We start from the raw sequence: 26,144 nt of genomic DNA, 5'->3' as shown, positions 1-26,144 counted from the left end.
GGACGGTGTGATCGGGATTGGTGATGGCCTGCCGCTTGGCGACCTCACCGATCAGCACCTCACCGTCCTTGAAGGCCACCACCGATGGCGTGGTACGAGCCCCTTCGGCATTGGCGACCACGGTCGGCTCGCCGCCTTCCAGCACCGCAATCACGCTGTTGGTGGTCCCCAGATCGATTCCGACGGCCTTGGCCATACGTTTCTTCCTTTCGATACTTCTCAGTGTCTTCGATAGGTATAACCTAAGTCATACGTTATCATATTCCCGCGAATCCTCCGCATCGCGGGCTTCTGGAAGTGGAGCAGTTGGTCAGCGGTCAGCAGTGAGCGGTCAGCGGTAATCCAACATCAACTAGCGGCTAGTTACTATTAACTAAATGTCCCGTAGGCGCTTGCTGGAGATGACTCCGGTGTCGAAGCCGGCCAGGTTCAGACGGCCCGAGAAACGGGCGTGCTCGATCTTGAGGCACCGGTCCTGGACCACCTGGAGGCCGGCGGCAATAGCCGTCCGGGCCGCGTCGTCGTGGCGGAGGCCGAGCTGGAACCACACCACCTCGGCGCCGATGGCGATGGCCTCGTCCACCACTTCCGGGATGAAGCGAGGATGGCGGAAGACGTCGACGATGTCCGGCACCTCCGGCAGGTCCGCAAGCGATGCGTAGCACTTCAGGCCAAGCACCTCTTCGTAGGCCGGGTTGACCGGATAGACGCGAAGATGAGTGCGGATCAGGTAGGTGGCAACGAAGTTCGATGCCTTCAGCTCGTTGCCGGACACGCCGACCAGAGCCACCGACTTCGCCTGGCGGATGATCCGCAGCCGAGTGCGGGCGTCGGCTTCGAGTACCTCGGTCATGGTTTCAGCTCCCCAGCGCTTGGTCGAGGTCCCAGAGAATGTCCTCGATGTTCTCGAGACCGATCGAGATCCGGATCATGTCGCCGCCCACCCCGGCCGCGTCCCTCTCCTCGGGCGGGACCTGCTGGTGCGTGGTGCTGGCCGGGTGGATCACCAGCGTCTTGGCGTCACCCACGTTGGCAAGGTGGCTGGCCAGCTCCACCCGCTTGATGAATGACACCCCCGCCTCGTAGCCCCCGGCGATGCCGAAGGTGAACACCGCTCCCGGCCCGGCCGGTACGTACTTCCGGGCCAGGTCGTGGGAGGGGTGGGAGGGCAACCCGGCATAGGACACCCACGACACCCGGCTGTCCGCGTCCAGGAACTCGGCCACCGCCTGGGCGTTGGCCACGTGGCGCTCCATCCGCAACGACAGCGTCTCCAGCCCCTGGAGCAGCAGGAACGAGTTGAAGGGCGACAGGACCGCGCCCACATCCCGCATCAGCTCCATGCGGGCCTTCATCAGGTAGGCGTACTCCCGGAAGTTCGCCCAGAAGGTGAGGTTGTGATAGGCCGGTGACGGCTCGACGATAGCGGGGAACCGTCCGTTGTCCCACGGGAAGACCCCGCTCTCCACGATCACACCGGCGATCGAGGTGCCATGGCCGCCGATGAACTTGGTGGCCGAGTGCACCACTACGTCGGCGCCGTACTCGATGGGCCGGCACAGCGCGGGGCTGGCGAAGGTGTTGTCCACCACCAGGGGTAGGCCGTGGGAGCGGGACAGATCGGCCATCGGCGCCAGGTCGAGGACGTCACCCGCCGGGTTGCCGATCGTCTCTCCGTAGACGAGCCGGGTCCGGTCGGTGATGGCCGCCTCGATGGCATCGAGGTCATTGGTGTCCACGAAGGTCGTGTCGATGCCCATCCGGCGGAGCGTCACGTCGAACTGGGTGAACGTCCCGCCGTACAGCGACCGGTTGGCGACGATGTGGTCCCCCACCTCGCAGAGGGTGAGTACCGCCACGAGCTGGGCCGCCATACCGGAGGCGGTTGCCAGGCCGCCCAGGCCACCCTCCAGGGAGGCCATGCGCTCCTCGAAGGCGGCGTTGGTGGGGTTCCCGATCCGCGTGTAGATGTTGCCGAAGCTCTGGAGGGCGAACAGGTCGGCGGCCTGCTGGGGATCCTCGAACACGTAGGAGGTGGTCTGGTAGATGGGCATGGCCCGCGCACCGGTGTCGGGGTCCGGCCGCTGGCCGGCGTGGATGGAACGGGTGTCGAAGCCGAACTCGTGGCTCATCTGGCGCTTCTCCTGGACCGGGTCGTGGATGAGGGATCCCAATCGGATTCCAGATGGTAACGGAGGTGGGGCTCGAACAGATGCGGCTCGAGCAGGAAGGCATCGTGACCCTTCTCCGAGTGGACGGTAATCCAGTTGAAGTCCTGACCGGCCGCTTTCAACTCCTCCGCCAGCTCCTTCTGCTCGCCCGGGTAGTAGCACACGTCGGAGTCGATCGAGAAGACCAGATACTTGTGGGATCCGGCTGAGAGCATGTCCCGGAGCGTGATCCCCTTGCGCTCGGCCTCCGCATACAGATCGAAGTCCTGCCATGCCCACATGGTCCGCAGGTAGGCGTTGGCGTCGAAGCGCTTGACGAACTTCTGGCCCTGATGCCACATGTAGCTCTCGATCGGAAGCCGTACCCGATCTCCGGACTCGGCCACCTCCCCCCTGGCCCGCTTCTTCATCTGGTCCAGCGACACGAACGTCTTGTGCCCGATCATCCGGGCGAGGGCGAGGCCGGCGTCGGGCGAGGCCCCGTCGTAGTAGTTGCCCCCGTTGAAGTCCGGGTCGTTGTAGATGGCGTTGATCTGCTCGAAGTCATGGATCACGTGGAGTGTCGTGGCCCGCAGGCCTGCCGCGATGGGAACGACGAAACGCACCCGAGCGGGGTAGCGGACCGCCACGTCGAGGCACATCATCCCGCCCACGCTGCCACCTACCACCGCATGGAGTGTCTTCACCCCGAGGTGGTCCAGGAGCCGGAAGTGTGCCCGGACCGTGTCGCCCGCGGAGACGCGCGGGAAGTCGGGTCCGTAGGGCTTGCCGGTGAGCGGGTTGATGCTGGCGGGGCCGGTGGTGCCATAGCAATGACCCAGCCAGTTGGCGCAGATCACTGCGAACTTGTCCGTGTTGAGGGAGCGGCCCGGCCCGATGAAGTCGTCCCACCACCCGGTATGCATCTCGTCGGTCCAGCGGGCCTCGGCGCCGGTGTAGTCACGGTTCTCTCCGGCCGCGTGGTGGCCGCCGGTGAGGGCGTGGAAAAGGAGGATGGCGTTGTCGCCGGCCTCGTTGAGCTCGCCGTAGACCTCGTAGGCGAGGGTTACCTCGGGCAGCACCTCGCCGCTCTCGCAGACGAACGGATCCGATTCGCTTCCGAACGTGAAGAACCGGGTCTCGACCGGTCCGATGCCTTTGCCCATGAGTCCATTCCGAGTGCCTCTGGATCGGCGCATACGATATCAACCTATCCGGCCATCCCGGACATCGGGGATGGAGCGGATCCCCTACAGCTCCCGCCGGTCCGCCAGGGCCCTGCCGAGTGTGATCTCGTCGGCGTAGTCCATGTCGCCCCCGACCGGCAGACCGCTGGCCGGACGGGTAACGGTTACCCCGAAGGGCTTGAAGCGTCGCGCCAGGTACATGGCGGTGGTATCCCCCTCGATGGTGGGATTGGTGGCGATGATGATCTCGATCCGCGACTCCCCGGTCCCCGCGCCGTTGTCCCTTTGCCGGTCCCGGAGCTCCTCGATCCGGAGCTCGAGCTCCTCGATCCGGAGCTGGGAGGGTCCTATCCCGTCGATGGGCGAGAGAGCGCCGCCCAGCACGTGGTACTGCCCGGCGAACTCGCGCGTACGCTCGATGACCGCTATGTCCTGGGCCCGCTCGACCACGCAGATGTACCCGGGCTCGCGGCGAGGATCGCGGCAGATCGAGCATTCCTCCCCGGCGGTGACGTTGTAGCAACGAGAGCAGAAGGAAGTCTGCTCGCGCAGGTCGACGATCGCCCCCGCCAAGCGGCGAGCGTCAGCCTCCTCTACGTTCAGCAGATGGAAGGCGAGACGCTGGGCGGACTTGCGACCCACCCCGGGAAGCCTGCTCAGCTCGTCGATCAGTCGTTGAACGGGACGCTCGAACATCAGCCTGACCAGGGTAGTCGGTGATGGTGACGAAACCGTCGCATCCTCGCCTACGCCTAGTCGGGCTGGACCTCCTGGAGGTTCAGTTCGGACTCGCGCAGCAGAAGCTCCGCCTGTTGCATGGCCGCCCTCGGGTCCACCTGCGGCGGCGCCGGCGAGGGAGCGGGCTCGTCCACCGGCTCGGCAGGATCATGGGCGTCCGGCTCCGGCCCTGACTCGGGCATCGGATCCGGCGGGGGTGAGGGATCCGGTCCGGCACCCTGCCCTTGCGACCCGCCGGGCGCGCCCTCCATACGGAAGTCGATCCTCACCGACCTGCCGAGGAGCCTCTCTCCCTCCCGAGCGAGCAGCGCGGCCAGATCGGCGTCCGTCGAGAGAGTCTTGTAGTGAAGCTCGTACCCGGCCGGAAGGTGCAGCACCAGAGTGGAACCGTCCACTGCGCCTGGAACAGCCTCGCGGAAGAACGCACCCAGCCTCCCACCCAGCCCTTCGATGACCGCGTTGCTGAGCTGCGGCCAGATGTGGTCCAGGTCCGCATCGGCGAGTGGCTGGTCGGACGCCGGGATGGATAGCGGCTCCTGAGGCGGAGAGGCCGGAGTGCCCGCCGGGGCTTTGGCAGAGGCGTCCGGAGTGGAGGCGGCCGGGGCGGAGGTCGCCGAGGCAGTTGCGGCCGGGGCCGGGACGGCCGTCGGGCTGCGGGCGGGCGCGACCGGCCGGCCCTTCTCGAGCCGCTCGATCCGCCGCAGCAGTCCCTCCGGGCGGTCGTCCAGCTCAGGGCGGGACAGCTTCAGGACGGCCAACTCCAGCATCATGCGCTCGTCCCGGCCCTCCCTGAGCTTGACGAGCGCCTCTCCCAGAATGTCGATCGACCTCATCACCAGAGCCGCAGGGATCCGGCCTGCCACCTCCTGCCAGTGCTCGATCACCTCGGGAGGCTCGTCGGTGAACTCCCTCACATCCGAGCTGTAGTGGGTGAGGAAGACCCCCCGAAAGAGACCCAGCGCATCGCCGGCGAAGCGTCGCAGATCGACGCCGCCCGCCGACAGATGGGCCACCAACTCGAGGGCGGCGGCGGGCGCCTCGTCTGCAACCGCATCCACCAGCTTCACGAGCGACTCGGGCCCGGCCACGCCAAGCGCCGCCTGGACGCCTTCCTCGGTGACGGTACCGTCCCTGGCGGCTACCTGCTCGAGGAGGCTCAACGAGTCCCGGACCGACCCGGCAGCCCGCCGAGCCACCGCCAGCAGGGCGCCGTCGGTGGCCTCGAACCCCTCGGCCTCGGCGATCCACCTCAGGTGGTCGGTCAGGGTGTCGGTCGGCACCAGATGGAAGTCGAACCGCTGGCTTCTCGAACGGACCGTGTCAAGCAACCGGTAGGGCTCGGTGGTGGCCAGCACGAAGTGCACATGCTCGGGTGGCTCCTCCAGGGTCTTGAGCAGGGCGTTGGCGGCCGACTTGGTGAGCATGTGGGCTTCATCGAGGATGAACACCCGCCGAGCACCCCCCACCGACGCCACCGTGGACACCCCGGCGCGCAGCTCCCTGATGTCCTCCACCTTGTTGTGGGAGGCGGCATCGAGCTCCATCACGTCCATGGAGGCTGATGACGCCACGCCCGCACAGGACGGGCAGGCGCCGCACGGCTCGCTGTCCGGACCCCGGTCGGGACAGTTCAGGGCCATGGCCAGCAGGCGGGCCGTGGTGGTCTTGCCCGTGCCTCTGGGACCGGTGAACAGGTAGGCGTGCGCCACCCGACCTCCGGCGATCTCCCTTGCCAGGGTCACGGTGACATGCTCCTGGCCGATTACCTGATCGAAGCGCTGCGGCCGGTACTTGCGGTAGAGCGCCTGGTACTCCATCGCCGGAAGCGTACTCATCCGGCACGGGCCGGCAACCTGGACGGCCTCGCTATCGTCGGAGCGTGGTCGTCCATGCGGAACCCTTCCGGCACGTTGCCCGCGAGGCTCGAGAGAACTCCGAATTCCTGCGGATGGCACCCGCCGCCACCAAGGCTGCCGAGTCCAAGGGCCGGGAGAGTCCGGAGGAGCCCGACCCGCTCCGTACCGCATTCGAACGGGACCGCGACCGCATCGTCCACTCCAACGCCTTCCGGCGGCTGGCTCGCAAGACCCAGGTGTTCATCGACCCCGGCAACGACCATTTCGTCACCAGGCTCACCCACACGCTCCAGGTCGCCCAGATCGGACGCTCGATGGCGGTTGCGCTCGGCCTGAACGAGTCCTTGACCGAGGCCATCTGCCTGGGTCACGACATCGGGCACGCCCCGTTCGGTCACACCGGAGAGGACGCCCTCGACGAGATGCTCGACGGGGGTTGGGTACATGCCGACCACTCGGTACGGATCCTGTCGGTGATCGAGCCGCTCAACCTCACCTGGGAAACGCGGGACGGCATCCGCGCCCATCCGTGGCGGATCGAGGAAGGGCCCGCCACCCCGGAAGGGGCCCTGTGCCGGTACGCCGACCGGATCGCCTACCTCAGCCACGATCCCGTCGATGCCATGAGGGCCGGGATCATCCGCTACCAGGACCTGCCGTTCCGGGCGCAAGCCCTGCTCGGCGACCAGCACGGGCGTTGGGTGACCGCGATGGTGCACGCGGTGATCGACGGCTCGATAAGCGCCGGCCGTGTCCGTATGGCCCCCGATGTGGCCGAAGCCATGGACGACCTGCGGAACTTCATGTTCGAGCGGGTCTACCTGCGGGCTGAAGGTCAAGCCCTGAGGAGGCAGGCCATGGGCGTGGTCCAGGACCTGGTCCGCTACTACGAGGCGCACCCGTCCGAGCTACCTCCCTCCGCGCGGCGGTCCGACTCTCCGCAGCGCCAAGCGGTCGATTACGTGGCCGGCATGACCGATCGTTTCGCCAACCGGGTCCACGCGGCTCGCTGCGGGTAGGACGAGATGCTCCGACCGGTGATCCTGGCGGGAGGATCGGGCACCCGGCTGTGGCCGCTGTCGCGTCCCGAGCATCCCAAGCCGCTGGTCCGACCGGCCGGCGGGCGTTCGATGTTGCAGGAGACCCTCCTGCGCGCCGCCCTGCTCCCGGAACCGGCGGATCCGATCATCGTGTGCGGTGAGGACCACTACCCACCCGTATCCGACCAACTGGCCGAGATCGGGGTGAGACGCTTCCAGGCGGTGCTGGAACCGGTGGGCCGCAGCACCGCTCCAGCAGCAGCCGCAGCCGCGTTGCTGTCGGCGGCGGACGACCTGCTGCTGGTGCTCCCGGCCGATCATGCCGTCAGAGACACCGCAGCCTTCGTCGAGGTGGTGGAGCGAGCCACGGCCGCCGCCCGGGCCGGCTGGTTGGTCACCTTCGGCGTCACGCCGGACCGGCCCGAGACCGGATACGGCTACATCGAGCACGGGCCGGCCGTCGCCGACCTCCCGGGCGTGATGAGGATCGCCTCGTTCCGCGAGAAACCGGACCGTCCGACCGCCCGCCGTTACGTCGAGTCCGGCCGCTACTCATGGAACTCCGGCATGTTCCTGTTCCGGGCCGGCACCTTCGTCGACGAGCTGGCTTCGGCGAGTCCCGGCATCATCCGCCAGGTACGGGCGGCTCTCGGCGGCCGGGGCGACGAAGGTCCGGTGGTGTTGGAGGAGCAGGCCTTCTCAGCCTGTCCGGAAGGCTCCATCGACCGGGTGGTAATGGAGCGGACCCGCCGCGGCGCCATGGCGCCCTTCGAGGCGGGATGGTCCGACCTGGGATCGTGGGCTGCTCTCTGGGAGAGAGCAGCCGGTGACGAGCACGGGAACGTGGTGGCCGGGCCTGCCGAGGTGCGCTCGGTCTCGTCCAGCTATGTCTCCGCCGGGGAACGGCCCGTCCTGGTACTCGGCCTCGACGGGGTCATAGTGGTGGATACCGGGGACGCGGTCCTCGTGGCGGCCATGGACCTGGCCCAGGACGTCAGGCCCCCGGGAACTTAGTTGCTAGTTGCTAGTCGTTGGTTGCTAGTTGGTAAGAACTAGTGACTAGCGACTAGCTACTACTCAACAGGTGCCGGATCGCTGGTGACGAGTTCCTCTTCGGGTTCGCGGAGGCCGACTCCGGTGCCCGCGTCCCCATGCTCGGCCAGCTCCCCGTTCGGCTCGCCCTCCTCACCGGGCATCTGGAGGGACGCCAACCAGTCGGCTCCGAGGTTCGACGGGAGCACGCTTGCCTCGGGAAGATCCGGCTTGATGGACTGGTACCGGGTGGCACCTGTTCCCGCCGGGATCAGCTTGCCGATGATCACGTTCTCCTTGAGACCTCGCAGGTGGTCCGAGCGACCGTTGATGGCCGCCTCGGTCAGCACCCGGGTGGTCTCCTGGAACGAGGCCGCCGACAGCCACGAGTCCGTGGCCAGCGATGCCTTGGTGATTCCCATCAGCTCGGGCCGTCCCTCGGCAGGCTGGCGGCCCTCAGCCACCAGGCGGCGGTTCTCCTCGCGGAACTCCCCGTAGTCGACCAACTGGAGCGGCAGGAAGTCCGAGTCGTTCGAGCGGGCTACCCGAACCCTGCGCAACATCTGGCGCACGATCAGCTCGATGTGCTTGTCGTGGATGTCCACGCCCTGGTTCCGGTAGACCTCCTGGACCTGTTCCACCAGGTACTGCTGGCAGGCCCTCACGCCCTGGATGTCGCACACTTCCTTGGGATCGAGCGGACCCTCCGTCAGCGGCGTACCCGGCGCGATCTCCTGGTCATTGCGGACCGTGAGGCGAGCCCTGCGAGAGACCTCGTACTGGGTCTCCCCTTCCGAGGACTCGATCACTATGGCCCGTCCGCCCTCCTCCGTCTCTTCGATCCGGACCCGGCCGCCGACCTCGGAGAGCACCGCCTTCCCCTTGGGAGAGCGGGCCTCGAAGAGCTCGACCACCCTGGGAAGACCGTGGGTGATGTCCTGGCCGGCCACGCCACCGGTGTGGAACGTGCGCATGGTCAGCTGAGTTCCCGGCTCGCCGATCGACTGGGCGGCCATGATCCCGACCGCCTCGCCGGGCTCCACCATCCGGCCCGTGGCCATGCTCAGCCCGTACGAGGCCTGGCTTATGCCATGGGGGATCTCGTCGGTCAGGGGCGAGCGCACCCGCACGCTCAGAACCTCCGAGGCGGCCTCCAAGGCGACCATGGCGTAACGGTCGAGGACCTCCCCGGCCACCAGCTCCCGCCCGTCCTTGGTCACCACCGGCTCGCCATCGACCAGCACGTCGTCTACGAGTACCCGTCCGTACACACGGTTCCGCAGGTTGGGGATCAGCTGCCACTCCTTGCCTTCCATGACCCGGATGGGAATGCGGATACCCCGGTCCTCCGAATCCTCGTCCTGCACGATGATCTCCTGGGAGACATCGACCAGGCGCCGGGTCAGGTAACCCGAGTCGGCGGTCCGGAGGGCGGTGTCGGCCAGGCCCTTCCGGGCGCCGTGCGTGGAGATGAAGTACTCCAGCACGGTCAGGCCCTCCAGGAAGTTGGCCTTGATCGGGCGGGGGATGATGTCACCCTTCGGGTTGGCCACCAGACCCCGCATGCCGGCGATCTGGCGGACCTGCATCCTGTTCCCCCGGGCGCCGGACTTCACCATCATGTCGATCGGGTTGAAGTCGTCACTGGCCAGGGTCTTCTCCATGGAGGCGGTCACCTCTTCGGTGGCCTCGGTCCATATCTCGATCAGCTCCTGGTGGAGCTCGTCCTGGGTGATGATGCCGCGCTGGTACTGGCGATCCTGCGCGTCAGCCTTCTTCTGGTGCTTGTTGAGGATCCGCTGCTTGTCACGGGGCGCCCGAACGTCGCGAAGGCCCATGGTCAGCCCGGACCTGGTCGAGTAATCGAATCCCAACTCCTTGAGCCCGTCCAGGGTTCGCTGCACCACGTTCTTCCCGTACCGCTCGATGATCTCGGCGATCAGCACCTTGAGGTCGCCCTTCAGCACCATGGCGTCGAGAACGGGGAAGCCCTCGGGCATTACCTGGTTGAGCAGGGTCCGTCCGAGGGTGGTCTCGAACAGCTGGTCACCGTCCACCGGCGCCTCGGTGATGAGGTTCGGGATGAAGTCGGCCAACTCGGCATGCATGACCGGATCGCCGGCGATCTGGCCCAAGCGCAGCTTGATCGGGGCGTGCAGCGATATCTCACCCAGGTCGTAGGCCATCAGGGCTTCGTCCGGGTCGGCAAACACCCGGCCGGCCCCCTTGGCGTCCTCCACCTTCTCGGACAGGTAGTAGATACCGATCACCATGTCCTGGGACGGCGCCACGATCGGGTAACCGCTGGCCGGGGAGAGGACGTTGTTGGTGGAGAGCATCAGGACCCTGGCCTCCGCCTGAGCCTCGGCCGACAGCGGCAGGTGTACCGCCATCTGGTCTCCGTCGAAGTCGGCGTTGAACGCCTCGCACACCAGGGGGTGTATCTGGATGGCCTTGCCCTCGACCAGGATGGGCTCGAAGGCCTGGATACCCAGCCTGTGCAGCGTGGGGGCGCGGTTGAGCAGCACCGGGTGCTCCTGGATCACCTCTTTGAGCACGTCCCAGACCTGGGGACGGCGGCGCTCCACCATACGCTTGGCGGACTTGATGTTCTGGGCGATGTCCCGATCGACCAGCCGCTTCATGACGAAAGGCTTGAACAACTCGAGGGCCATGACCTTCGGCAGACCGCATTGATGGAGCTTGAGCTGCGGTCCCACCACGATCACCGAGCGCCCCGAGTAGTCCACCCGCTTACCCAGCAGGTTCTGGCGGAAGCGGCCCTGCTTGCCCTTGAGCATGTCGGTCAGGGACTTGAGAGGCCTATTGCCCTGACCGGTGACGGCCTTGCCCCGCCGACCGTTGTCGAACAGGGCGTCCACCGCCTCCTGGAGCATGCGCTTCTCGTTGTTCACGATGATCTCGGGAGCGTTCAGGTCGAGAAGTCGCTTCAGCCGGTTGTTGCGGTTGATGACCCGCCGGTAGAGATCGTTGAGGTCCGAGGTCGCGAACCGACCGCCGTCCAACTGGACCATCGGGCGGAGATCGGGCGGGATCACCGGGACCGACTCCACGATCATGCTCCGGGGAGAGTGCTTGCCCTCCCAGAACGGCTTCACCACCTTGATCCGCTGCGTAGCCCGGTGGCGGCGCTGGGCGGAGGTGGCCACCAGGTTCTCACGAAGCATGGCCATCTCGGCATCCAGGTCGATCCGCCTCAGCAGGGCCTTGACCGCCTCGGCGCCCATGCCCCCCGAGAAGTAGTCCTTGTACTGGTCGTCGAGCATCCGCCACAGCTGTTCCGACTCCACCAGCTTCTTGGGCTTCAGGCTGCGGAAGGTCTCGAAGGCCTCCCGGTAGAGCTCGCACTCTTGCTCGCACCGGGACTCGCGATCCAAGACCTCACGTTCGACCTCGCGGCGCCGCTGGGTGATCTCCTGGGGCTTGGCGCCCCCCTCCTCCATGCGCCGGATCTCTTCCTCGTGCCGCTGGAGGCGGGCCTCCCGCCACTCGTCGAAATCTTCCTGCTCGAGTTCGATCCCGGCCTCCATCTCCTCCTCCAGCCGCGGCAGGTCTTCGAGACGCTTCCTCTCGTCGAGCTCGGTGACCACGTAGGAGGCGAAGTAGATGACCTTCTCGAGTTCCTTGGGGGACATGTCGAGCAGGTAGCCGAGGCGGGAGGGGACGCCCTTGAAGAACCAGATATGAGTGACCGGAGCAGCCAACTCGATGTGGCCCATGCGTTCCCGGCGCACCTTGCTGCGGGTCACCTCCACGTTGCACTTCTCGCAGGTGATGCCCCGGTAACGGATCCGCTTGTACTTGCCGCAGGCGCACTCCCAGTCCTTCTGGGGACCGAAGATGCGCTCGTCGAACAGTCCCTCCTTCTCGGGCTTGAGAGTCCGGTAGTTGATGGTCTCCGGCTTCTTCACCTCACCGAACGACCAGGAGCGGATCTGTTCGGGCGAAGCCAATCCGATCTTGAGCTCGTCGAACACGTCCCGAGTGGGCGCGCCGGAGGATGCCGGGTAGCCCCCGTACTTACTGAACCGGTCGGGTGTTTGGCCCCAATCCACGCTTGTCAACCTTCTTCCCTGCGCTCCGGACGCGACAGATCGATTCCGAGTGACTCCGACGTGCGATAGAGGTCCTCGTCCAGGTCTCTGAACTGGACTTCCTCTCCCGCCGACAGCAACTCTACGTTGAGACACAGGCTCTGCATCTCTTTGATTAGCACCTTGAAGGACTCCGGGATCCCCGGTTCGGGTATGTTGTCGCCCTTGACGATCGACTCGTAGACCTTGACCCGACCCAGGACATCGTCCGACTTGATTGTCAGCAGCTCCTGGAGGGCGTAGGCGGCGCCGTAGGCCTCGAGAGCCCACACCTCCATCTCCCCGAAGCGCTGGCCGCCGAACTGCGCCTTACCGCCCAACGGCTGCTGGGTGATCATCGAGTAGGGACCGGTCGAACGGGCATGGAGCTTGTCATCCACCAGGTGGACCAGCTTGAGGATGTAGAGGTATCCCACCGTGATGGTCGTGTCGAAGGGCCTCCCGGTCCGCCCGTCGTAGAGAGTCGCCTTGCCGTCGTCGCCCACCAGGCGCATCCCGTCCCGGTTGGGAAGGCTGTTGGCGATGACGTCGCGTATCTCGCTCTGCCGGGCCCCGTCGAACACAGGCGTGGCCACGCGAGAGCGGGGCGGCCTGCCCTCCGCCGCCGGGGTCTCGCTCTTGAAGGGGCGCCATCCCTGAGCGGCGGCCCATCCGAGATGCGTCTCCAGCACCTGACCGAGGTTCATCCGGGATGGAACGCCCAGCGGCGAGAGCACGATGTCGATTGGGGTCCCGTCCGCCAGGAAGGGCATGTCCTCCTCCGGGAGTATCTTGGCGATCACGCCCTTGTTGCCGTGCCGGCCCGCCAGCTTGTCGCCTTCGGAGATCTTGCGCTGGCTGGCCACGCACACCCGTACCAGCTCGTTGACACCGGGCTGGAGATCGTCGTAGCCGTCCGCCCGCCGGTAGACCCGTACATCGATCACCTTGCCGGACTCACCGTGGGGAACCTTGAGGGAGGAGTCCCTGACCTCTCGGGCCTTCTCCCCGAAGATGGCCCGAAGCAGGCGCTCCTCCGGGGTCATCTCGGTCTCACCCTTGGGTGTCACCTTGCCGACTAGATAGTCGCCCGGTCCCACATTGGCGCCCACCCGGATAACGCCCTCGTCGTCGAGGTCCTTGAGTACCTCCTCCGCTACGTTCGGGATGTCGCGGGTGATCTCCTCTGCGCCCAACTTGGTGTCGCGAGCGTCGACCTCGTACTCCTCGATATGGATCGAGGTCAGCACATCCTTCTTCACCAGACGCTCGCTGAGGACTACGGCGTCCTCGAAGTTGTGGCCCTTCCACGGCATGAAAGCGGCCAGCAGGTTCTTGCCCAGCGCCAGCTCTCCCGCCTCGGTGGAGGGCCCGTCGGCGATCACGGTCCCCGCCGATATCTCGTCCCCGATGTCCACCACCGGCTTCTGGTTGATCGAGGTGCCCTGGTTGGAGCGCTCGAACTTGCGGAGCCGGTAGCGGTGCTCCTCATCGGTTCCGGTTTCGGAGATCACGATCTCGTTGCCGTTGATGGAGGTCACCACGCCCGCCACCTCGGAGGTGATCAGATCACCGGAGTCCTGGGCGGCCCTGGCTTCCACGCCCGTGCCCACGAGGGGCGCCTCGGCCTGGAGCAGCGGAACCGCCTGGCGTTGCATGTTGGAGCCCATGAGCGCCCGGTTGGCGTCGTCGTGCTCGAGGAACGGGATCAGGGAGGTGGCCACCGAGACGATCTGCTTGGGTGAGATGTCCATGTAGTCGACGTCCCTGGGCGGTACCCGGTCGATCTCGCCACCGGCTCGCCGGACCAGAACCCGGTCGCGAACGAAGGTGCCGTCCAGGTTCAACTCCGAGTTGGCCTGGGCGATCACGAAGCGCTCCTCCTCCGAAGCGGTCAGGTGCTTGGTGACGTCGGTCACCCGGCCGTCCTTGACCTCGCGGTAGGGGGTCTCGATGAAGCCGAACCGATTGACCCTGGCATAGCTGGCGAGGGACCCGATCAACCCGATGTTGGGACCCTCGGGGGTTTCGATGGGGCACATGCGCCCGTAGTGGGAGGGATGGACGTCCCGCACCTCGAAGCCTGCCCGCTCCCGCGATACGCCGCCCGGACCCAGCGCCGACAGGCGCCTCCTGTGGGTGAGTCCGGCCAGCGGGTTGGGCTGGTCCATAAACTGGCTGAGCTGGCTGGACCCGAAGAACTCCTTGATCGAGCCCACCACCGGCCGGATGTTGATGAGGGAGGTGGGCGTGATGGAGTCCGGGTCCTGGGTGGACATCCGCTCCCTCACCTGGCGTTCCATCCGGCTCAGACCCACCCGGATCTGGTTCTGGACCAACTCCCCGACCGTCCGTACCCGGCGGTTTCCGAAGTGGTCCGTGTCGTCGGTACGGACCACCACCTCGGTACCGGCCCGGGTGGTCATGGTCTCCTTACCCTGCTGGAGGTGGATCAGGTAGCGGATGGTGTCGATGAAGTCGTCCGGGGTGAAGAGACCGTTCTCGGATGAGTGTCCGTCCGGGTTATCGAACTTCTGGTTGACCTTGTAGCGGCCTACCTCGGTGAGGTCGTAACGCTTCGAGTTGAAGAAGATGGAGCCGATCAGGCCCTTGGCGGAGTCCAGGGTGGTCGGCTCGCCGGGGCGTTGCTTGCGGTAGAAGTCGAGCATGGCATCCTCGACGTCACCCACCGGGTCCTTGTCCAGGGTGTTGGCGATGACATCCGCGTCATGGAACAGGCGGAGTATCTCGTCATCGGTCTCTGCGATGCCCAGCGCCCTAACGAACGACGTGATGTACTGGCGCCGCTTGCGGTCCACCCGTACGCCGACCGTGTCGCGCTTGTCGATGTCGAACTGCATCCAGGCACCCTGGCCGGGTATCACCTTGGCGCCGTACACGTCCTTGTCGGACGCCTTGTCCACCGAGTGGTCGAAGTACACGCCCGGAGACCGAACCAGCTGGCTCACCACCACCCGCTCGGTGCCATTGATGATGAAGGTGCCGTTGCGGGTCATCATCGGGAAGTCGCCCAGGAACACCCTCTGTTCCTTGATCTCGCCGGTGTTGCGGTTCACGAACCGGGCGATCACGTGAAGGGGCTTGGAGTAGCTCGTGTCCCGCTCCTTCGCCTCCTCCTCGGTCATCAGCGGCTCCCCGAAGTAGTGATCGCTGAGGTCGAGAGCCAGCTGCCCGCCGAAGTCCTCGATGGGTGAGAGCTGCTGGAAGATCCGGCTGAGGCCTTCTTCGAGGAACCAGCTGAAGGACTCGCGCTGGACCGCGATGAGGTCGGGCAGGGGACTGACCTCGGGGATCTTGGAGAAGGACAGTCGATCAACAGCGGGGGCTATGGCCAAAGCTTCCTCCTAATAGATACCCGACCGGCATGACCGGTCGGCTTGACTCACTTGACCCGATACATCCGTGTTCCGACGCCAAACGGACACGAACGATCACCATGCTCTCCGAAAATCGGTCGCCATCAGGCGGGATGTGTGAAGGTACGCGCGCTCTCCCGACACCATAGGGCACAGCAAACCGAAAGTTTAGCACGCGGCAGAGCCGCCTAAACCCGAAGCCTTAGGCGGAAGTCAACTCCTATCGACGGGCTCCCGTCGCTGCACCCTACGGGCTAAGCCGTCCACTTCGCGGTGATGTTAACGGGACACCGGAGCGGCCGTCAACATCTAAGTTTCTAATCTCTAGTCCGTAGTTCTTAGTAATTCTCTATAGAACAATACTAGCAACTAGCGGATCTCGACCGAGCCTCCGACCGCCTCGATCTTCTCCTTGGCAGCGTTGGCCTCCTCCTTGGAGACCGCCTCGAGAACGGTGCTGGGGAGACCGTCCACGACCGCCTTGGCCTCCTTGAGCCCGAGACTGGTCATGGCCCGGACTTCCTTGATGACCTGGATCTTCTTGTCACCGGATCCGGTGAGCACCACGTCGAACTCCGTCTGCTCCTCTGCGGGCGCCTCGGCCCCGGCGCCGTCACCGGCCGCGACCGCCATCGCCATCGGGGCTGCCGCGGTCACGTCGAAGTGCTCCTCGAAGGCGTCGAGAAACTCCTTGAGCTCGAGGACCGTCATCCCCTCGAACACACCCAACAGTTCTTCAGTAGTCATGCTGGCCATTGCCATCCTCCTAGATTTCCGTTCGTTCGGCCGGTGCGGGCACCGGTGGCCGCGTCTGGACCCGGCCTTATCCCTCTTCCTTCTTTTCGAGCAACTGCGAGAACATCGAGGCTGCGCTCCTCGTAAAGGAGCCCATCAGCGAGGCGGCTCTGGTCAGGGGCGCGTTGAAAGCCCCTGCGACCGTGGCGAGCAGCACATCCCGGCTGTCGAGGGTGGCGAGGCGCGCCACCTGATCGGCGCCGATGGCCCGACCGTCGAGCATGCCGGCCTTGATGACCAGACCCTCGTGGTCCCGGCTGAAGGCGACCAGCGCCTTGGCGGCCGGGACCGGATCGTCCTCGACGAAGGCCACGGCGGTCGGCCCCGTAAGCCACTCGTCCATGTCAACGTGGCCGAGATCGTGGAGAGCTCGCTTGGTGAGCGTCATCTTCAGGACCCGGTATCTCGCCCCGGCTTCCCTGAGGCTCCGGCGAAGTTCCTGCTGGGCCGCCACCGGCAGGCTGCGGTACTCGGTCAGGAACGATGAGGACGAGGCCGAGAAGTAACCCTTGATGTCTTCAACAGCCCGGACCTTGTCGGGTCGTGGCATGAGTTCCTCCGCTGGATTGCGGGTCGCGGGCCGTCCCGCGACTTTGCTGGCGTAGGCCGCACGCGCCGGAACGGCGTACAGGGACAGCAGGGAGGGGATCGGGCGGATGCCTCGATCCGACCTCGGCAGGCGAATCCTCCCGGATTGCTTTACACCCGTAACGGGTACCGGCTGTCTACGGCCAAACATTCCCGGTACGGAACCGGGAAACCGCGGGCAGTGTAGCGGCCGCGCCCACCCTGCGCCAGGCAGGGGTCACCGCCCGTTGCCGGTTGCCGCTCGTCAGTGGGACGAGAAGACTGCTGGCTACCGGCTAGGAAGCCACGCCGGACAGGCGGTCCACCTTCGTCACGTCCACCCTGATTCCGGGACCCATGGTCGAGGCTATCGACAACCCCTTGAGATAAGTGCCCTTCGAAGCGGCCGGCTTCACGCGCAGCACCTCGGACACCAGGGAGATCAGGTTCTCGTGGAGGCGTGTCTCGTCGAAAGAAGCCTTGCCGATGGGAGCAGCCACGTTCCCGTAGCGATCGTTGCGGTACTCGATCTTGCCGGCCTTGAACTCCCCGACCGTCCTGGCCAGGTCTCGGGTGATGGTCCCGGCCTTCGGATTGGGCATCAGACCCCGCGGTCCCAAGATCCTTCCGAGGCGACCCACCTTCGGCATCATGTCCGGTGAGGCGATCGCGACGTCGAAGCCGACATCCCCGCCCGAAGCGATCGACGCGATCAGCTCGTCGCCACCGACCACCTCGGCGCCCGCCTCCTCGGCCTCGGTTGCCAGGTCACCGACCGCGAACACGCAGATGCGGATCGCCTTGCCGGTTCCATGGGGGAGCACCACGGTGCCCCGGACCAACTGGTCGGCCCGGCGCGGGTCGATCCCCAGCTTCATCACCGTCTCGATGGTCTCGTCGAATCTGGCGGCGGCGGAAGCCTTCACCATGCGCACCGCCTCGAGCGGCTCGTAATGGTGGTACTTGTCGAATGCGGCGGCGAGCCGGTCGTAGCGCTTGCCCCTGCGAGCCATAGCGTTCCTCCTTGTGGTCTAGTGGTCTGTCTGTGAAACAACCGTGTGCTCTGGCGGCCATCGGCGCCCCGTCGCTGCGTTCCGCTTCCTCAACGTACCGCTGCGGGTACGCCTTCGTCAGCGGGCCTTGCGAGGAACACCGCTGCCTCGCCATACCACACCGCCATTACACAGACGGACCACAAGCGAGCCACCCTCGCGGTGGCTCTCCCATCGGTATTCGGTTGTCATAGTGGTCAGTCGGCGACGATGATCCCCATCGACCGGGCGGTGCCGGCCACGATCTTCATGGCCGCCGCGATGTCGTTGGTGTTCAGGTCGGGAAGCTTGGTCTCGGCGATCCGCCTGATCTGATCGCTGGACACGGTGGCAACCTTCTCCCGGTGCGGCTCCGGCGACCCCTTCTCCACCCGAGCCGCCTGCCGGAGCAAGACCGCCGTGGGAGGTGACTTGGTGACGAAGCTGAACGACCGATCCGTATAGATGGTTATCTCGGCCGGAACGATGGTGCCCACCTGGGCCCGGGTGGCATCGTTGTAGGACTTGACGAACTCCATGATGTTGATGCCGTACTGGCCCAGAGCCGGCCCGACGGGCGGCGCCGGGCTCGCCTCGCCGGCCGGGATCTGAACCTTCAGGATGGCTGCAACCCTTTTTCTGCCCATGGTCGGTCTGTCCTTCGTGTCTCTCGTCTTGGCGGTCCGGTCTCGGTCCGGATAGTCCTGGCGTTCGCTACTGCTTCTGGATGTCTTCGAAACCCAGTTCCATCGGCGTGTCCCGGCCGAATATCTCGACCAGCACGGTGACCTTCTGCTGGTCGACGTTGATGTTCTCCACCACCCCGTTGAAGTCGGCGAAGGGTCCCTTGGACACGCGCACCGTCTCTCCGATCTCCCACGCCGGGCGGAACCTCGGGGCCTTCTTGGCCGCCTCTCTCTTGAGACCCAGGAAACGCTCCACCTCGCGGCGCGACAGCGGGGTGGGCTGGAATCCACCTCCCATCCCGCTACCCACGAACGAGGTGACTCCGGGGGTGTTCCGCACCACGTTGAAGGTATGGGTGTCGTCGTACATCCTGATCAAGAGGTAGCCGGGGAACATGCGCCGCTCCACCTCCACCTTGCGGCCCCCTTTGATCTCGACCACCTTCTCGGTGGGGATGACCACCTCGAAGATGCTCCCCTCCAGGTGCTGGGAGGTCTTGAGGGTGTCGAGGTTGGCGCGTACCTTCTTCTCGTGACCCGAATAGGCATGGATCACGTACCAGGACCCCCGCTTGTCGTAGGGGCTGATCGGATCCTCCTCCACGAACTCGGGAACCAGCTCCTGGGTAACGGCGGCCTTGGCTCCGGCCGCCGGAGTCTTAGCGACCGGCTTCTCCCGCTCTGGCTCGGCGCTGGTCTCCGTGGCTTCCACCTCCGGGCCGGCGGCTTCCTCGACGGGCTCCGGCTCGTTCTCGTCACGGGATCCATCTGCCAGGAAGCCCGCACTCAGGAATGCCGCTCCCAGGGATCCGAGCGAGGGATCCTTACGATCCCCCTGCTCGGCGGGAGCTCCGTCCTGCTGCTCTGCCGTCCGTTCCGCCATCTTCAACCTGTCAGCGCTCTGATCCCGGCCAGCACCGACCGGCTGAGGGCCAGGTCGACCAGGAATACGTAACCCGTCAGGACGCCGGTCGTGATGACGGTCACCGTTGTGAACGCGATCATCTGCCGGCGGTTGGGCCAGTTGACACGGCTCAACTCCACCCGCACCTCGCGGAGGAACTGGACCAGCCGGCCCCAGCGGCCGGCCACCGACCCGTCGCCGCCCGGCGCACCCGCGATCGGCGAGCGGCGCCGGTCACCCTGTTGTTTGTTGCGCCGCTCTTCCCGCTCGGCCATGCGACGCATCTCGCGGTTCATTTTTCTGCTGCCTTTTCTTGTGGGTACTGCGACCGGAGCCGCAGTGAACGAGTCGAGCAGGGGCGGAGGGACTCGAACCCCCAACCTCCGGTTTTGGAGACCGGGTAAAAGCCCAGCACAGCCGCTATTCTAGCCTCTCAGTCCCACAAACCGAACCACAGTAGAGCGGGGATGCCAAGCTAGCTGCCCAACGACCAGACTACCAGACCTCTGAAGTTCCCCTGTGGCCGGACATTCCCCGTAGTGGCCGCTTCTTGTCTCTTACGGTGCCGCGAGCGGGACCTGGCGTCGGTACCACCCACGGCGATCTCCGGCTGCGAGCTCACCGGCAGCGCCAGCGATTGTCACAGATCCAGCCCAAGACCGGAACTCGGTCGCCGGCGGCGTTCTATGCTTTTGCGCCGTTGTTGCACTTTGAAGACCTGCCATGCGAGGCCGGGTTGGGCTGCGATCCTCGCCTGTAAGGCTTGGTCGCTGGTCAGTAGTGTCGCGTCGATCAGTCCGTGACCTTTGACTCCGTCCTGGAATCGCCGTTCTAGTTCGGTCAGTGGGAGCACGGCGCTGAGAGTTGGTGCGGCCCCGGCCTTGAGCAGCTCGAGGCAATGCCCCGGCGATAGTTGGTGTAATGAGGAATCGGCAGGCAGCATGGGCCACAGATTGGCCTGCAGATCACCTGGGGGTGGGTTGCGGACAATCGCTGTAGCCTTGCGCCAGTCCTTGTTCGATACTGCTCCGTGCACGACGAACGCGGTGCGCACTTTCGCCTCGTCGAGTCCGTGGATACTGGGTATTAGAGCAGCGTCAAAGAGGTCGCGGGCCTTCGCCCGCTCGCCGAGAGCGTGGAGCTTTCCGGCCGCTAGTTCGTGGTCGTCTACAACCTGTACGTCTGTCGCTCTCCACCTGCCCAGCGGATAGGAGTCCCGCCTCCTCGGCGGCCACAGGGGCACCCTGTGCATGTAGTTCAGGTCGATCTCGATCTTGTCGTCGCTGCCAAGCGTGTTCTGGTATCTGAGTTCCCACTTGTCGCCGGCGTGCTCCCCCGGCTTTAGTTGCGTGACTTCGTATCCTGCGCTTCTACAAACGTCGCCTAGAGCTTCCTCGAGCGGCCCGCGGTCGGCGCGCATAATGTCGGGATCGGCGGCGCCGATGTAGTTGAAGTCGAGATCCACAGACAGGCGCGGCGCGGCGAACAGGAACAGGTTGAGAGCTGTTCCACCCTTGAGGACCAGCTTGTCACCTAGTTCGGGATGGGCACCGACAGCGTTGAGTAGGTCTAGGAGCCGGACTGCTTGTTCCACTTGTGCGGTGTGGAACCCGAACTCGGCGGCGACTCGTTCTAGCTCATAGCGGGGGAATATGAGCTCAACTCCTCCCAGCGCTGCCCCAGCACCCACTTCGGAACCACCAGATCCCATTCCCCGACGAGCACCGCCGGGGCGGGGTCGTCCCCGTCGAGGTAGTAAGGACCGGCTGAGTCGTCACGGAACAGTTCAAGAACCGTCGCGGGGAGCCGCCACAAGTCCAGGTGCTGCGACACGAAGAACCCGACTCGAGCGCGAACGGCGGCATCACCCAACAGCGTCGTGTAGGCAGCTACCTTCTCTACGTCAGGTACCTTGGAGGGAGAAGCCGAACGCCATATCTCCTCCCAGCCGCCACCGAGTAACGGCTGAGCCAACACATCCACCAGAGCCCGCTCCAGCGAAGTAACCCGCACCCGTCCGCCCCCGTACCCGACCAACTCCACACCCCACCTCTCGTTGCCCGAGCCGCGCAACGCAGCTGGGAACGGCACGCCGTCATAACCCGCGGCCCGGTATCTGAGCGGCGCCGCCGGCACCGCCGCCGAATACAAGAAGTGCCGCCAAACCGAATGCCCACACCCGTGGAACGCCACCGCCGAACGATGCGACACCACCGCATCCGGCGTCATCTTCGACGCCACCAGGTACGGGAGGGGTTGGAACCGCTCAGGGTCCACGCCCGGCCACACAACCGAGTACAGCCCGGGCGTGTGGCGGATCTCCACCACCCGTCCACTCCGCTGCCAAAGCGCCAACCAAGAACCCGCCTGTCTCCCAGGTCCTACGACACCCCGCTCAGACAGAAACTCAACCAACTCGGCCGCGGTAAACACCGGCTCTCGCTCCAAGAACGCTGTCTGCAACTCCATCAGCCCCTCGCTGCCCGAACGTTACGCTATACGTGCCCCAGACTAATTGGTGCTAGCTACCTCACCCCTCTCCTGCCACCAATGGGCAATGTGGGCGGGGAGATGACGCGGATCATCGTCCCCCCACCACCACCTTGTGACGGCAAAGACCAGGCGGTGAAATCGGGTTTCTCTCCAAGCTGCTGGGGGTCAGGTCCGGCAGAGAGGACGCGGTGAGAAGCCCCGCCGTCGCCCGCGGCAGGGCACCACCTCCTGCCCGAAGCGCTCGCCTCGCCTACGAACGAGTCGGGGGATACCAGGAACGGCTTACTCGAGGATGCGTAGCCCTGCCGGAGTGGTGTGTTCAACAACGACGATCCCCCTCAGTTCCGGCCCGGGGGAGGGTTTAGCGAGGCACACGACTTGTGTGTTGTTGATCTGCCCCCGGTGGTCGTAGTGCATGTGGCCGCAAGCGTGCACCCGCGGCTGAAGTTTGGCGGTGAGATCCCGCAATGACACATCACCTACGGGCCGGCCTCGCCTGTCGGTGCCTACGCCCGCTGGCCAGTCGTGTGTCAGCAGCACATCGAGTCGGTGAGGGAGATGCTGCGCGAAGTGGACGAGGTGGGCCAGTTCTGAACGATGCCAGTAGGTCTTCTGCTTTGGGCCTCGCCGGTACGGCTCTGGCAGTTCGGAGTATTTCGGCGAGTAGATGCCGGAGAGGTAACCGACCGCCACTCCTTTGATGATGGTCACTCCTGACCGACCTAGCCACCACACGCCGGGAGCCCACTCGCCGGGTCCGGCACGTTCCAACGCTGTATACGGTTCATGGTTGCCAGCGATGAAATACAACGAGCAGCCCAGGCGGATCTCGCCGTTCACAACTCTCGGGAAATCGCCGAGCTTGCGGTAACGCTCTGGGCCCACCACCCAACGACTGTCGTCGCCGTTACGGTTGGGTTCCACGTCGCCGACCGCGAGGACGAAATCGAGCCTACCCCAACGGCCGCGAGCCGATTCGAGAGTCGCCGCCAGCGACTCGAACATGCCGTGGATATCTCCGACGATCGCGTAACGTACCGTCATTTGTTCCGGGGTCCTTCTTTCCTCGTGTCGTGTCGGGGAGTTGCTGAGGGTACGGTCCTGAGCGGAGCCTGGCTGTGCAGATGAGATGCCCCCCTTCAGCGGCGGCACGTTACCAGGCCACGGCGGCACTGGTCACCTCGTGTCACGTTCCCGTCGGGGTCGACCATGTCGTCCGTCACGCCTTCCACAATCCCCCTGGGCTGGTAGCAAGGATGGCGGGTTCAGCCGTGAGTGCTACTTGCAGCGTTGGCGCATTTTCGACAACATCCGTGCGAAGCTGTTCGATGGCTACACGGACGACTACGCGCTGTTGCGGCACCGTGTCGCCACCGCCCGCCGGGCCCTCCAGGCGTCCGAGCGAGACGGTCCGGCCCTTGACCGCTGAGCCATCGCCCGGTCACAGGTGAACCCGGAAGCGACCGAAACACGACGGATGCCTGGCCTACGCCTTCCGCTGTGATCCTGCCACTAATGGGCATTTGGAGGCGATGCGAGAGCGGGGTGTTGGGCGCCGGTTCAGAGCGACAACCCCGAATGGTCGGAGGCGGACCTGGGGTAGGGGGCGGCCGGTCTCGAGGCTGCGAGTATCGAGGAACAAGGTGACCTGGCTAACGCAGTACTTCACGCGGCGCACTTCCGGTTCGTCACCGAACTGGTCAGCCGTGTAGGTAGCGAGACGGCAGACACTGCGGATCAGAGGCTCTACAACCTCGACAACCGGGTCTGGGTCCTTGCCCCGGGCTTCTACACGCCGGGTCTCCTGATGTCGTTGTTGTGGTTGTTTCGCCCATCGGAGCAGCTTCGTCTACACCACACATACCCGCTTGCTCGGCCTCAACCGGGCCGGGCCACGGCGCGCCGGTATTCACCAGCCACCTCCGCGATCAACACGTCTGCTGCGAACACACGGGACCGCTTCGCCATGTGACCGGCTTTCCCAATCTCGGCCGTTGTTGGTCTGGCTCCTCATCTGCCCCTCCTTTCTCCTGCACGTTGCGGGCCGTCCTGTGCCGGCCGCAATGTCGTCTCTCATTCGAACGGGATCGTCGTGCGCCGTGTTGTTGTCATCGAGCATTCCAAGGTGACCCGCAGCCCGGCCGCGCATCCACCCCCCAGCGGTCGCGGAACCATCCCTTTGGGGTCGCGGTCAACCGCGACCGGTCGCGCTTCTCTCCCCGGAGCGGTCGCGCATCCCTCTGACGCGAGCCCTTGCCGGCAGTTGGGGAGGAGGGCCGCTTCCCCGATCGGGGCCGATGGGTTCGGTAGCGATCCGGTGGTTCGGCCTGGCTGGTTGCAGGCAGTGGGACATGTGTCCTGATTCTGCGTCAGGGGGGGCGGACATGTGTCCCGGGTGAGCGAGCGGGGTGTCCTGTGTTGGTGGGAGAGAAGTGGTCGCGGTCGCGCTTAACCGCGACCGGTCGCGCTTGCGGTCGCGCTTGCGGTCGCGCATCCCTCTGACCTGAGGTTTTGCTGGCAGTTCGGTGGGGCAGACGCCCTGGGGCAGCGACAGTGGGGGTCCGCGGCGAGGCGGCGAGGTAGCGGGCTGTGACCTCCTTGTTGCGGTGGGAGACATGTGTCCGGGGCTGCATGTCCGTCCAGGGTGGTACAGGTCCGGGCAGGTCTGGTGGTAGCGGCGCGGCCCGACGGGGATGTGGGCAGAGGAGGTGTGACCGCGCGGGGTGGCGGTGGCGGTCTGCTGGCGCGGGGATGGTCCGGGTGTCGGGGTGTGTTTGGGGCGTTTACCTGGGGTTTTGTGGGTGTCTGGTGAGGAAGGTGGGTATCGAGGAGGGTGTTGGTGTGGTCGGTGTGGATGAGCTGATGTGGGCGGGTGGTGGACGGTACATCGGGGGAGCGGGGGAGGGGGACGTGTGTCCCTGGGGGTGGGGGACGTGTGTCCTTGTGTGGGGTGGCCGGTGGGTGGCTGGTGGGTGAGCCAAGTTTTCATTAAAATGAGGACATATGTCCTCCTCGGGGTGGGGACGTATGTCCCGGTGGAGGTGAAGTGGCCTACTTGCGGACCAGGTTGGAGATCGACGACTGGGAGCGGCCTACCAGTTTGGCTATCTCAGCCTGGCTGAATTGGTCTATGCGGTAGAGAGCTACCACTGCTTGGCGGTAGGACTCCCGTGCCCGGGCCCATTCTGTGTGGGCAGCCTCGAGCTGTTCGGCGGCGTCGATCGCGGCAAGCATGCGGAAGGTTTCGGCATTCTGCCGTGCCCGGGCCTCATCCCTGTTCTTGCTCATCTACCACCCCCCTGATAGCCAGCCTTACCAGCCCCCTAATATGGGGTTCGGCATTTTAATGAAAACTTGGCTACGCCTTTCAACCACAGTTGACACCCCCTGCGGGGACATACGTCCCACAGCCCTGGGACATACGTCCCCATCCCCATCCCCCCGTTCCCCGTTCGCGTTCCCCCCGGGTTCTGTCCACCCGCCCGATCACCTTCAGCTCCTCCCGACCGGCCCACCACACACCTCCTTTTTCGCTGCCCTCGCCTGCTCGCATTCCTGCTTCGGCCTTCTCCGGGTGGATCACCGAAGAAACCCCTGGTAGACGAGCTCCAAGCACCCTCGGGTCCGGGCTATCCCCCTGGTGACTGGCTTCCCCACCGCCCGGCCAGGCCCTTCCCCCTGGGCAGCGAGCTACCCAACGTCGGTGGGGACGTGTGTACCCCTCAGGGGCGTATGGCGCGCACAGAGGTCCCCTACAACAACAAAACGGGCCCGCAGGATCGCTGCCTCGCCGCCGATTCCCGCTGGCACCATCAAAGGGCTTCACTCCTTTGAGCGGCAAAGTAAAGCCCAGGTCGGAGGGATGCGCGACCGGATGCGCGACCGCGGTGGGGTGGAAGCGCGACCGGTCGCGCATGAGCGCGACCCCAAGGGGTGGATCCGCGACCGGGTTCCGGGTCACTTTGGGTATGTTCGGTTACGACTACAGAGCCGGGACCGTTTCCGTATCGGATGAGAGGCCACGGATTTGAAGGGTTGGCACGGGATCGCAGGCAATGTGGAGGAGCGAGGGGAATGCGGATGAGAAACCAGACTCACGACAGGAAGCCGGGTGTCAGCCGTCGACGCTCAGCGGTGCTGCCTCCGGGGGGTGGGCGGGTGGTGAGACTGCCCGAAGTGTTGGAGATCACCGGG

At 65.5% G+C, this 26,144-nt stretch carries 21 protein-coding genes and 1 tRNA gene; 3 read left to right on the top strand and 19 right to left on the bottom strand.

Annotation, left to right across the window (positions count from 1 at the left end):
• From OXK16_09755 to dnaX, 6 genes are all read right to left on the bottom strand, one after another.
• Window positions 1–196 (bottom strand): Hsp70 family protein (locus OXK16_09755; GenBank protein ID MDE0376231.1); only part of this gene is annotated, 196 nt, incomplete at its 3' end.
• A gap of 177 nt (window positions 197–373) precedes the next feature.
• Complete coding sequence (locus tag OXK16_09750; GenBank protein MDE0376230.1) at window positions 374–853, bottom strand: CoA-binding protein; 480 nt, start codon at window positions 851–853, stop codon at window positions 374–376.
• A gap of 4 nt (window positions 854–857) precedes the next feature.
• Window positions 858–2,132 (bottom strand): O-acetylhomoserine aminocarboxypropyltransferase/cysteine synthase, encoded by a 1,275-nt coding sequence (locus tag OXK16_09745; GenBank protein ID MDE0376229.1) that lies wholly within the window; start codon window positions 2,130–2,132, stop codon window positions 858–860.
• Complete coding sequence (locus OXK16_09740) at window positions 2,129–3,316, bottom strand: homoserine O-acetyltransferase (GenBank protein MDE0376228.1); 1,188 nt, start codon at window positions 3,314–3,316, stop codon at window positions 2,129–2,131. The genes OXK16_09745 and OXK16_09740 overlap by 4 nt, the downstream gene beginning before the upstream one ends.
• Before the next feature lie 84 nt (window positions 3,317–3,400).
• Complete coding sequence (gene recR / locus OXK16_09735) at window positions 3,401–4,033, bottom strand: recombination mediator RecR (protein ID MDE0376227.1); 633 nt, start codon at window positions 4,031–4,033, stop codon at window positions 3,401–3,403.
• Window positions 4,034–4,089: 56 nt separating this feature from the next.
• On the bottom strand, window positions 4,090–5,910 hold the full coding sequence (dnaX, locus tag OXK16_09730) for a DNA polymerase III subunit gamma/tau (protein ID MDE0376226.1): 1,821 nt from the start codon (window positions 5,908–5,910) through the stop codon (window positions 4,090–4,092).
• Window positions 5,911–6,023: 113 nt separating this feature from the next.
• Between dnaX and OXK16_09725 the strand changes: the two genes are divergently transcribed.
• Together OXK16_09725 and OXK16_09720 are read left to right on the top strand one after the other, a co-directional pair.
• Window positions 6,024–6,950 carry an HD domain-containing protein gene (locus OXK16_09725; protein MDE0376225.1) on the top strand — a complete coding sequence of 309 codons (927 nt, stop codon included), beginning with the start codon at window positions 6,024–6,026 and terminating at the stop codon, window positions 6,948–6,950.
• A 6-nt stretch (window positions 6,951–6,956) separates the two neighbouring features.
• Window positions 6,957–7,985: a sugar phosphate nucleotidyltransferase gene (locus OXK16_09720; protein ID MDE0376224.1), complete on the top strand. Its 1,029-nt coding sequence runs from the start codon at window positions 6,957–6,959 to the stop codon at window positions 7,983–7,985.
• 59 nt (window positions 7,986–8,044) lie between these two features.
• Here OXK16_09720 and rpoC read toward each other — a convergent pair whose 3' ends face one another.
• The 12 genes from rpoC to OXK16_09660 all read right to left on the bottom strand — a co-directional run bounded on the left by rpoC (window position 8,045) and on the right by OXK16_09660 (window position 22,994).
• The gene (gene rpoC, locus OXK16_09715) at window positions 8,045–12,001 is read right to left on the bottom strand and encodes a DNA-directed RNA polymerase subunit beta' (protein MDE0376223.1); all 3,957 of its coding nucleotides are present in this window, start codon (window positions 11,999–12,001) and stop codon (window positions 8,045–8,047) included.
• An 83-nt stretch (window positions 12,002–12,084) separates the two neighbouring features.
• The gene (locus OXK16_09710; protein MDE0376222.1) at window positions 12,085–15,453 is read right to left on the bottom strand and encodes a DNA-directed RNA polymerase subunit beta; all 3,369 of its coding nucleotides are present in this window, start codon (window positions 15,451–15,453) and stop codon (window positions 12,085–12,087) included.
• A gap of 390 nt (window positions 15,454–15,843) precedes the next feature.
• The gene (gene rplL, locus OXK16_09705; GenBank protein ID MDE0376221.1) at window positions 15,844–16,230 is read right to left on the bottom strand and encodes a 50S ribosomal protein L7/L12; all 387 of its coding nucleotides are present in this window, start codon (window positions 16,228–16,230) and stop codon (window positions 15,844–15,846) included.
• A 67-nt stretch (window positions 16,231–16,297) separates the two neighbouring features.
• Complete coding sequence (gene rplJ / locus OXK16_09700) at window positions 16,298–16,819, bottom strand: 50S ribosomal protein L10 (GenBank protein MDE0376220.1); 522 nt, start codon at window positions 16,817–16,819, stop codon at window positions 16,298–16,300.
• Window positions 16,820–17,132: 313 nt separating this feature from the next.
• Window positions 17,133–17,849 (bottom strand): 50S ribosomal protein L1, encoded by a 717-nt coding sequence (rplA, locus tag OXK16_09695; GenBank protein MDE0376219.1) that lies wholly within the window; start codon window positions 17,847–17,849, stop codon window positions 17,133–17,135.
• A 236-nt stretch (window positions 17,850–18,085) separates the two neighbouring features.
• Window positions 18,086–18,514 (bottom strand): 50S ribosomal protein L11, encoded by a 429-nt coding sequence (gene rplK, locus OXK16_09690; protein ID MDE0376218.1) that lies wholly within the window; start codon window positions 18,512–18,514, stop codon window positions 18,086–18,088.
• 67 nt (window positions 18,515–18,581) lie between these two features.
• Window positions 18,582–19,436, bottom strand: coding sequence for a transcription termination/antitermination protein NusG (nusG, locus tag OXK16_09685; GenBank protein MDE0376217.1), 855 nt, complete (start codon window positions 19,434–19,436; stop codon window positions 18,582–18,584).
• Window positions 19,437–19,438: 2 nt separating this feature from the next.
• Window positions 19,439–19,753 (bottom strand): preprotein translocase subunit SecE, encoded by a 315-nt coding sequence (gene secE / locus OXK16_09680; protein ID MDE0376216.1) that lies wholly within the window; start codon window positions 19,751–19,753, stop codon window positions 19,439–19,441.
• A 58-nt stretch (window positions 19,754–19,811) separates the two neighbouring features.
• Window positions 19,812–19,890, bottom strand: a tRNA-Trp gene (locus tag OXK16_09675).
• A gap of 207 nt (window positions 19,891–20,097) precedes the next feature.
• The gene (locus tag OXK16_09670) at window positions 20,098–21,147 is read right to left on the bottom strand and encodes a nucleotidyl transferase AbiEii/AbiGii toxin family protein (protein MDE0376215.1); all 1,050 of its coding nucleotides are present in this window, start codon (window positions 21,145–21,147) and stop codon (window positions 20,098–20,100) included.
• Complete coding sequence (locus OXK16_09665; GenBank protein MDE0376214.1) at window positions 21,090–21,812, bottom strand: transcriptional regulator; 723 nt, start codon at window positions 21,810–21,812, stop codon at window positions 21,090–21,092. Before OXK16_09665 ends, OXK16_09670 begins: the two co-directional genes overlap by 58 nt.
• A gap of 420 nt (window positions 21,813–22,232) precedes the next feature.
• Window positions 22,233–22,994, bottom strand: a complete 762-nt coding sequence (locus tag OXK16_09660; GenBank protein MDE0376213.1) for a metallophosphoesterase — start codon at window positions 22,992–22,994, stop codon at window positions 22,233–22,235.
• A 238-nt stretch (window positions 22,995–23,232) separates the two neighbouring features.
• On the opposite strand from OXK16_09660, the gene OXK16_09655 reads away from it, so the two are divergent.
• Window positions 23,233–23,379 (top strand): hypothetical protein, encoded by a 147-nt coding sequence (locus OXK16_09655; GenBank protein MDE0376212.1) that lies wholly within the window; start codon window positions 23,233–23,235, stop codon window positions 23,377–23,379.
• Between the two features lie 1,622 nt (window positions 23,380–25,001).
• Here the strand turns inward: OXK16_09655 and OXK16_09650 are convergent.
• The gene (locus OXK16_09650; GenBank protein MDE0376211.1) at window positions 25,002–25,238 is read right to left on the bottom strand and encodes a helix-turn-helix domain-containing protein; all 237 of its coding nucleotides are present in this window, start codon (window positions 25,236–25,238) and stop codon (window positions 25,002–25,004) included.
• Between the last annotated feature and the right edge of the window lie 906 nt (window positions 25,239–26,144).

It is taken from the genome of bacterium, from assembly GCA_028821235.1.
Lineage (GTDB): Bacteria > Actinomycetota > Acidimicrobiia > Spongiisociales > Spongiisociaceae > Spongiisocius.
The sequence above is the reverse complement of the archived record's forward strand: the minus strand, read 5'-3'. Positions and strand labels throughout refer to the sequence as shown.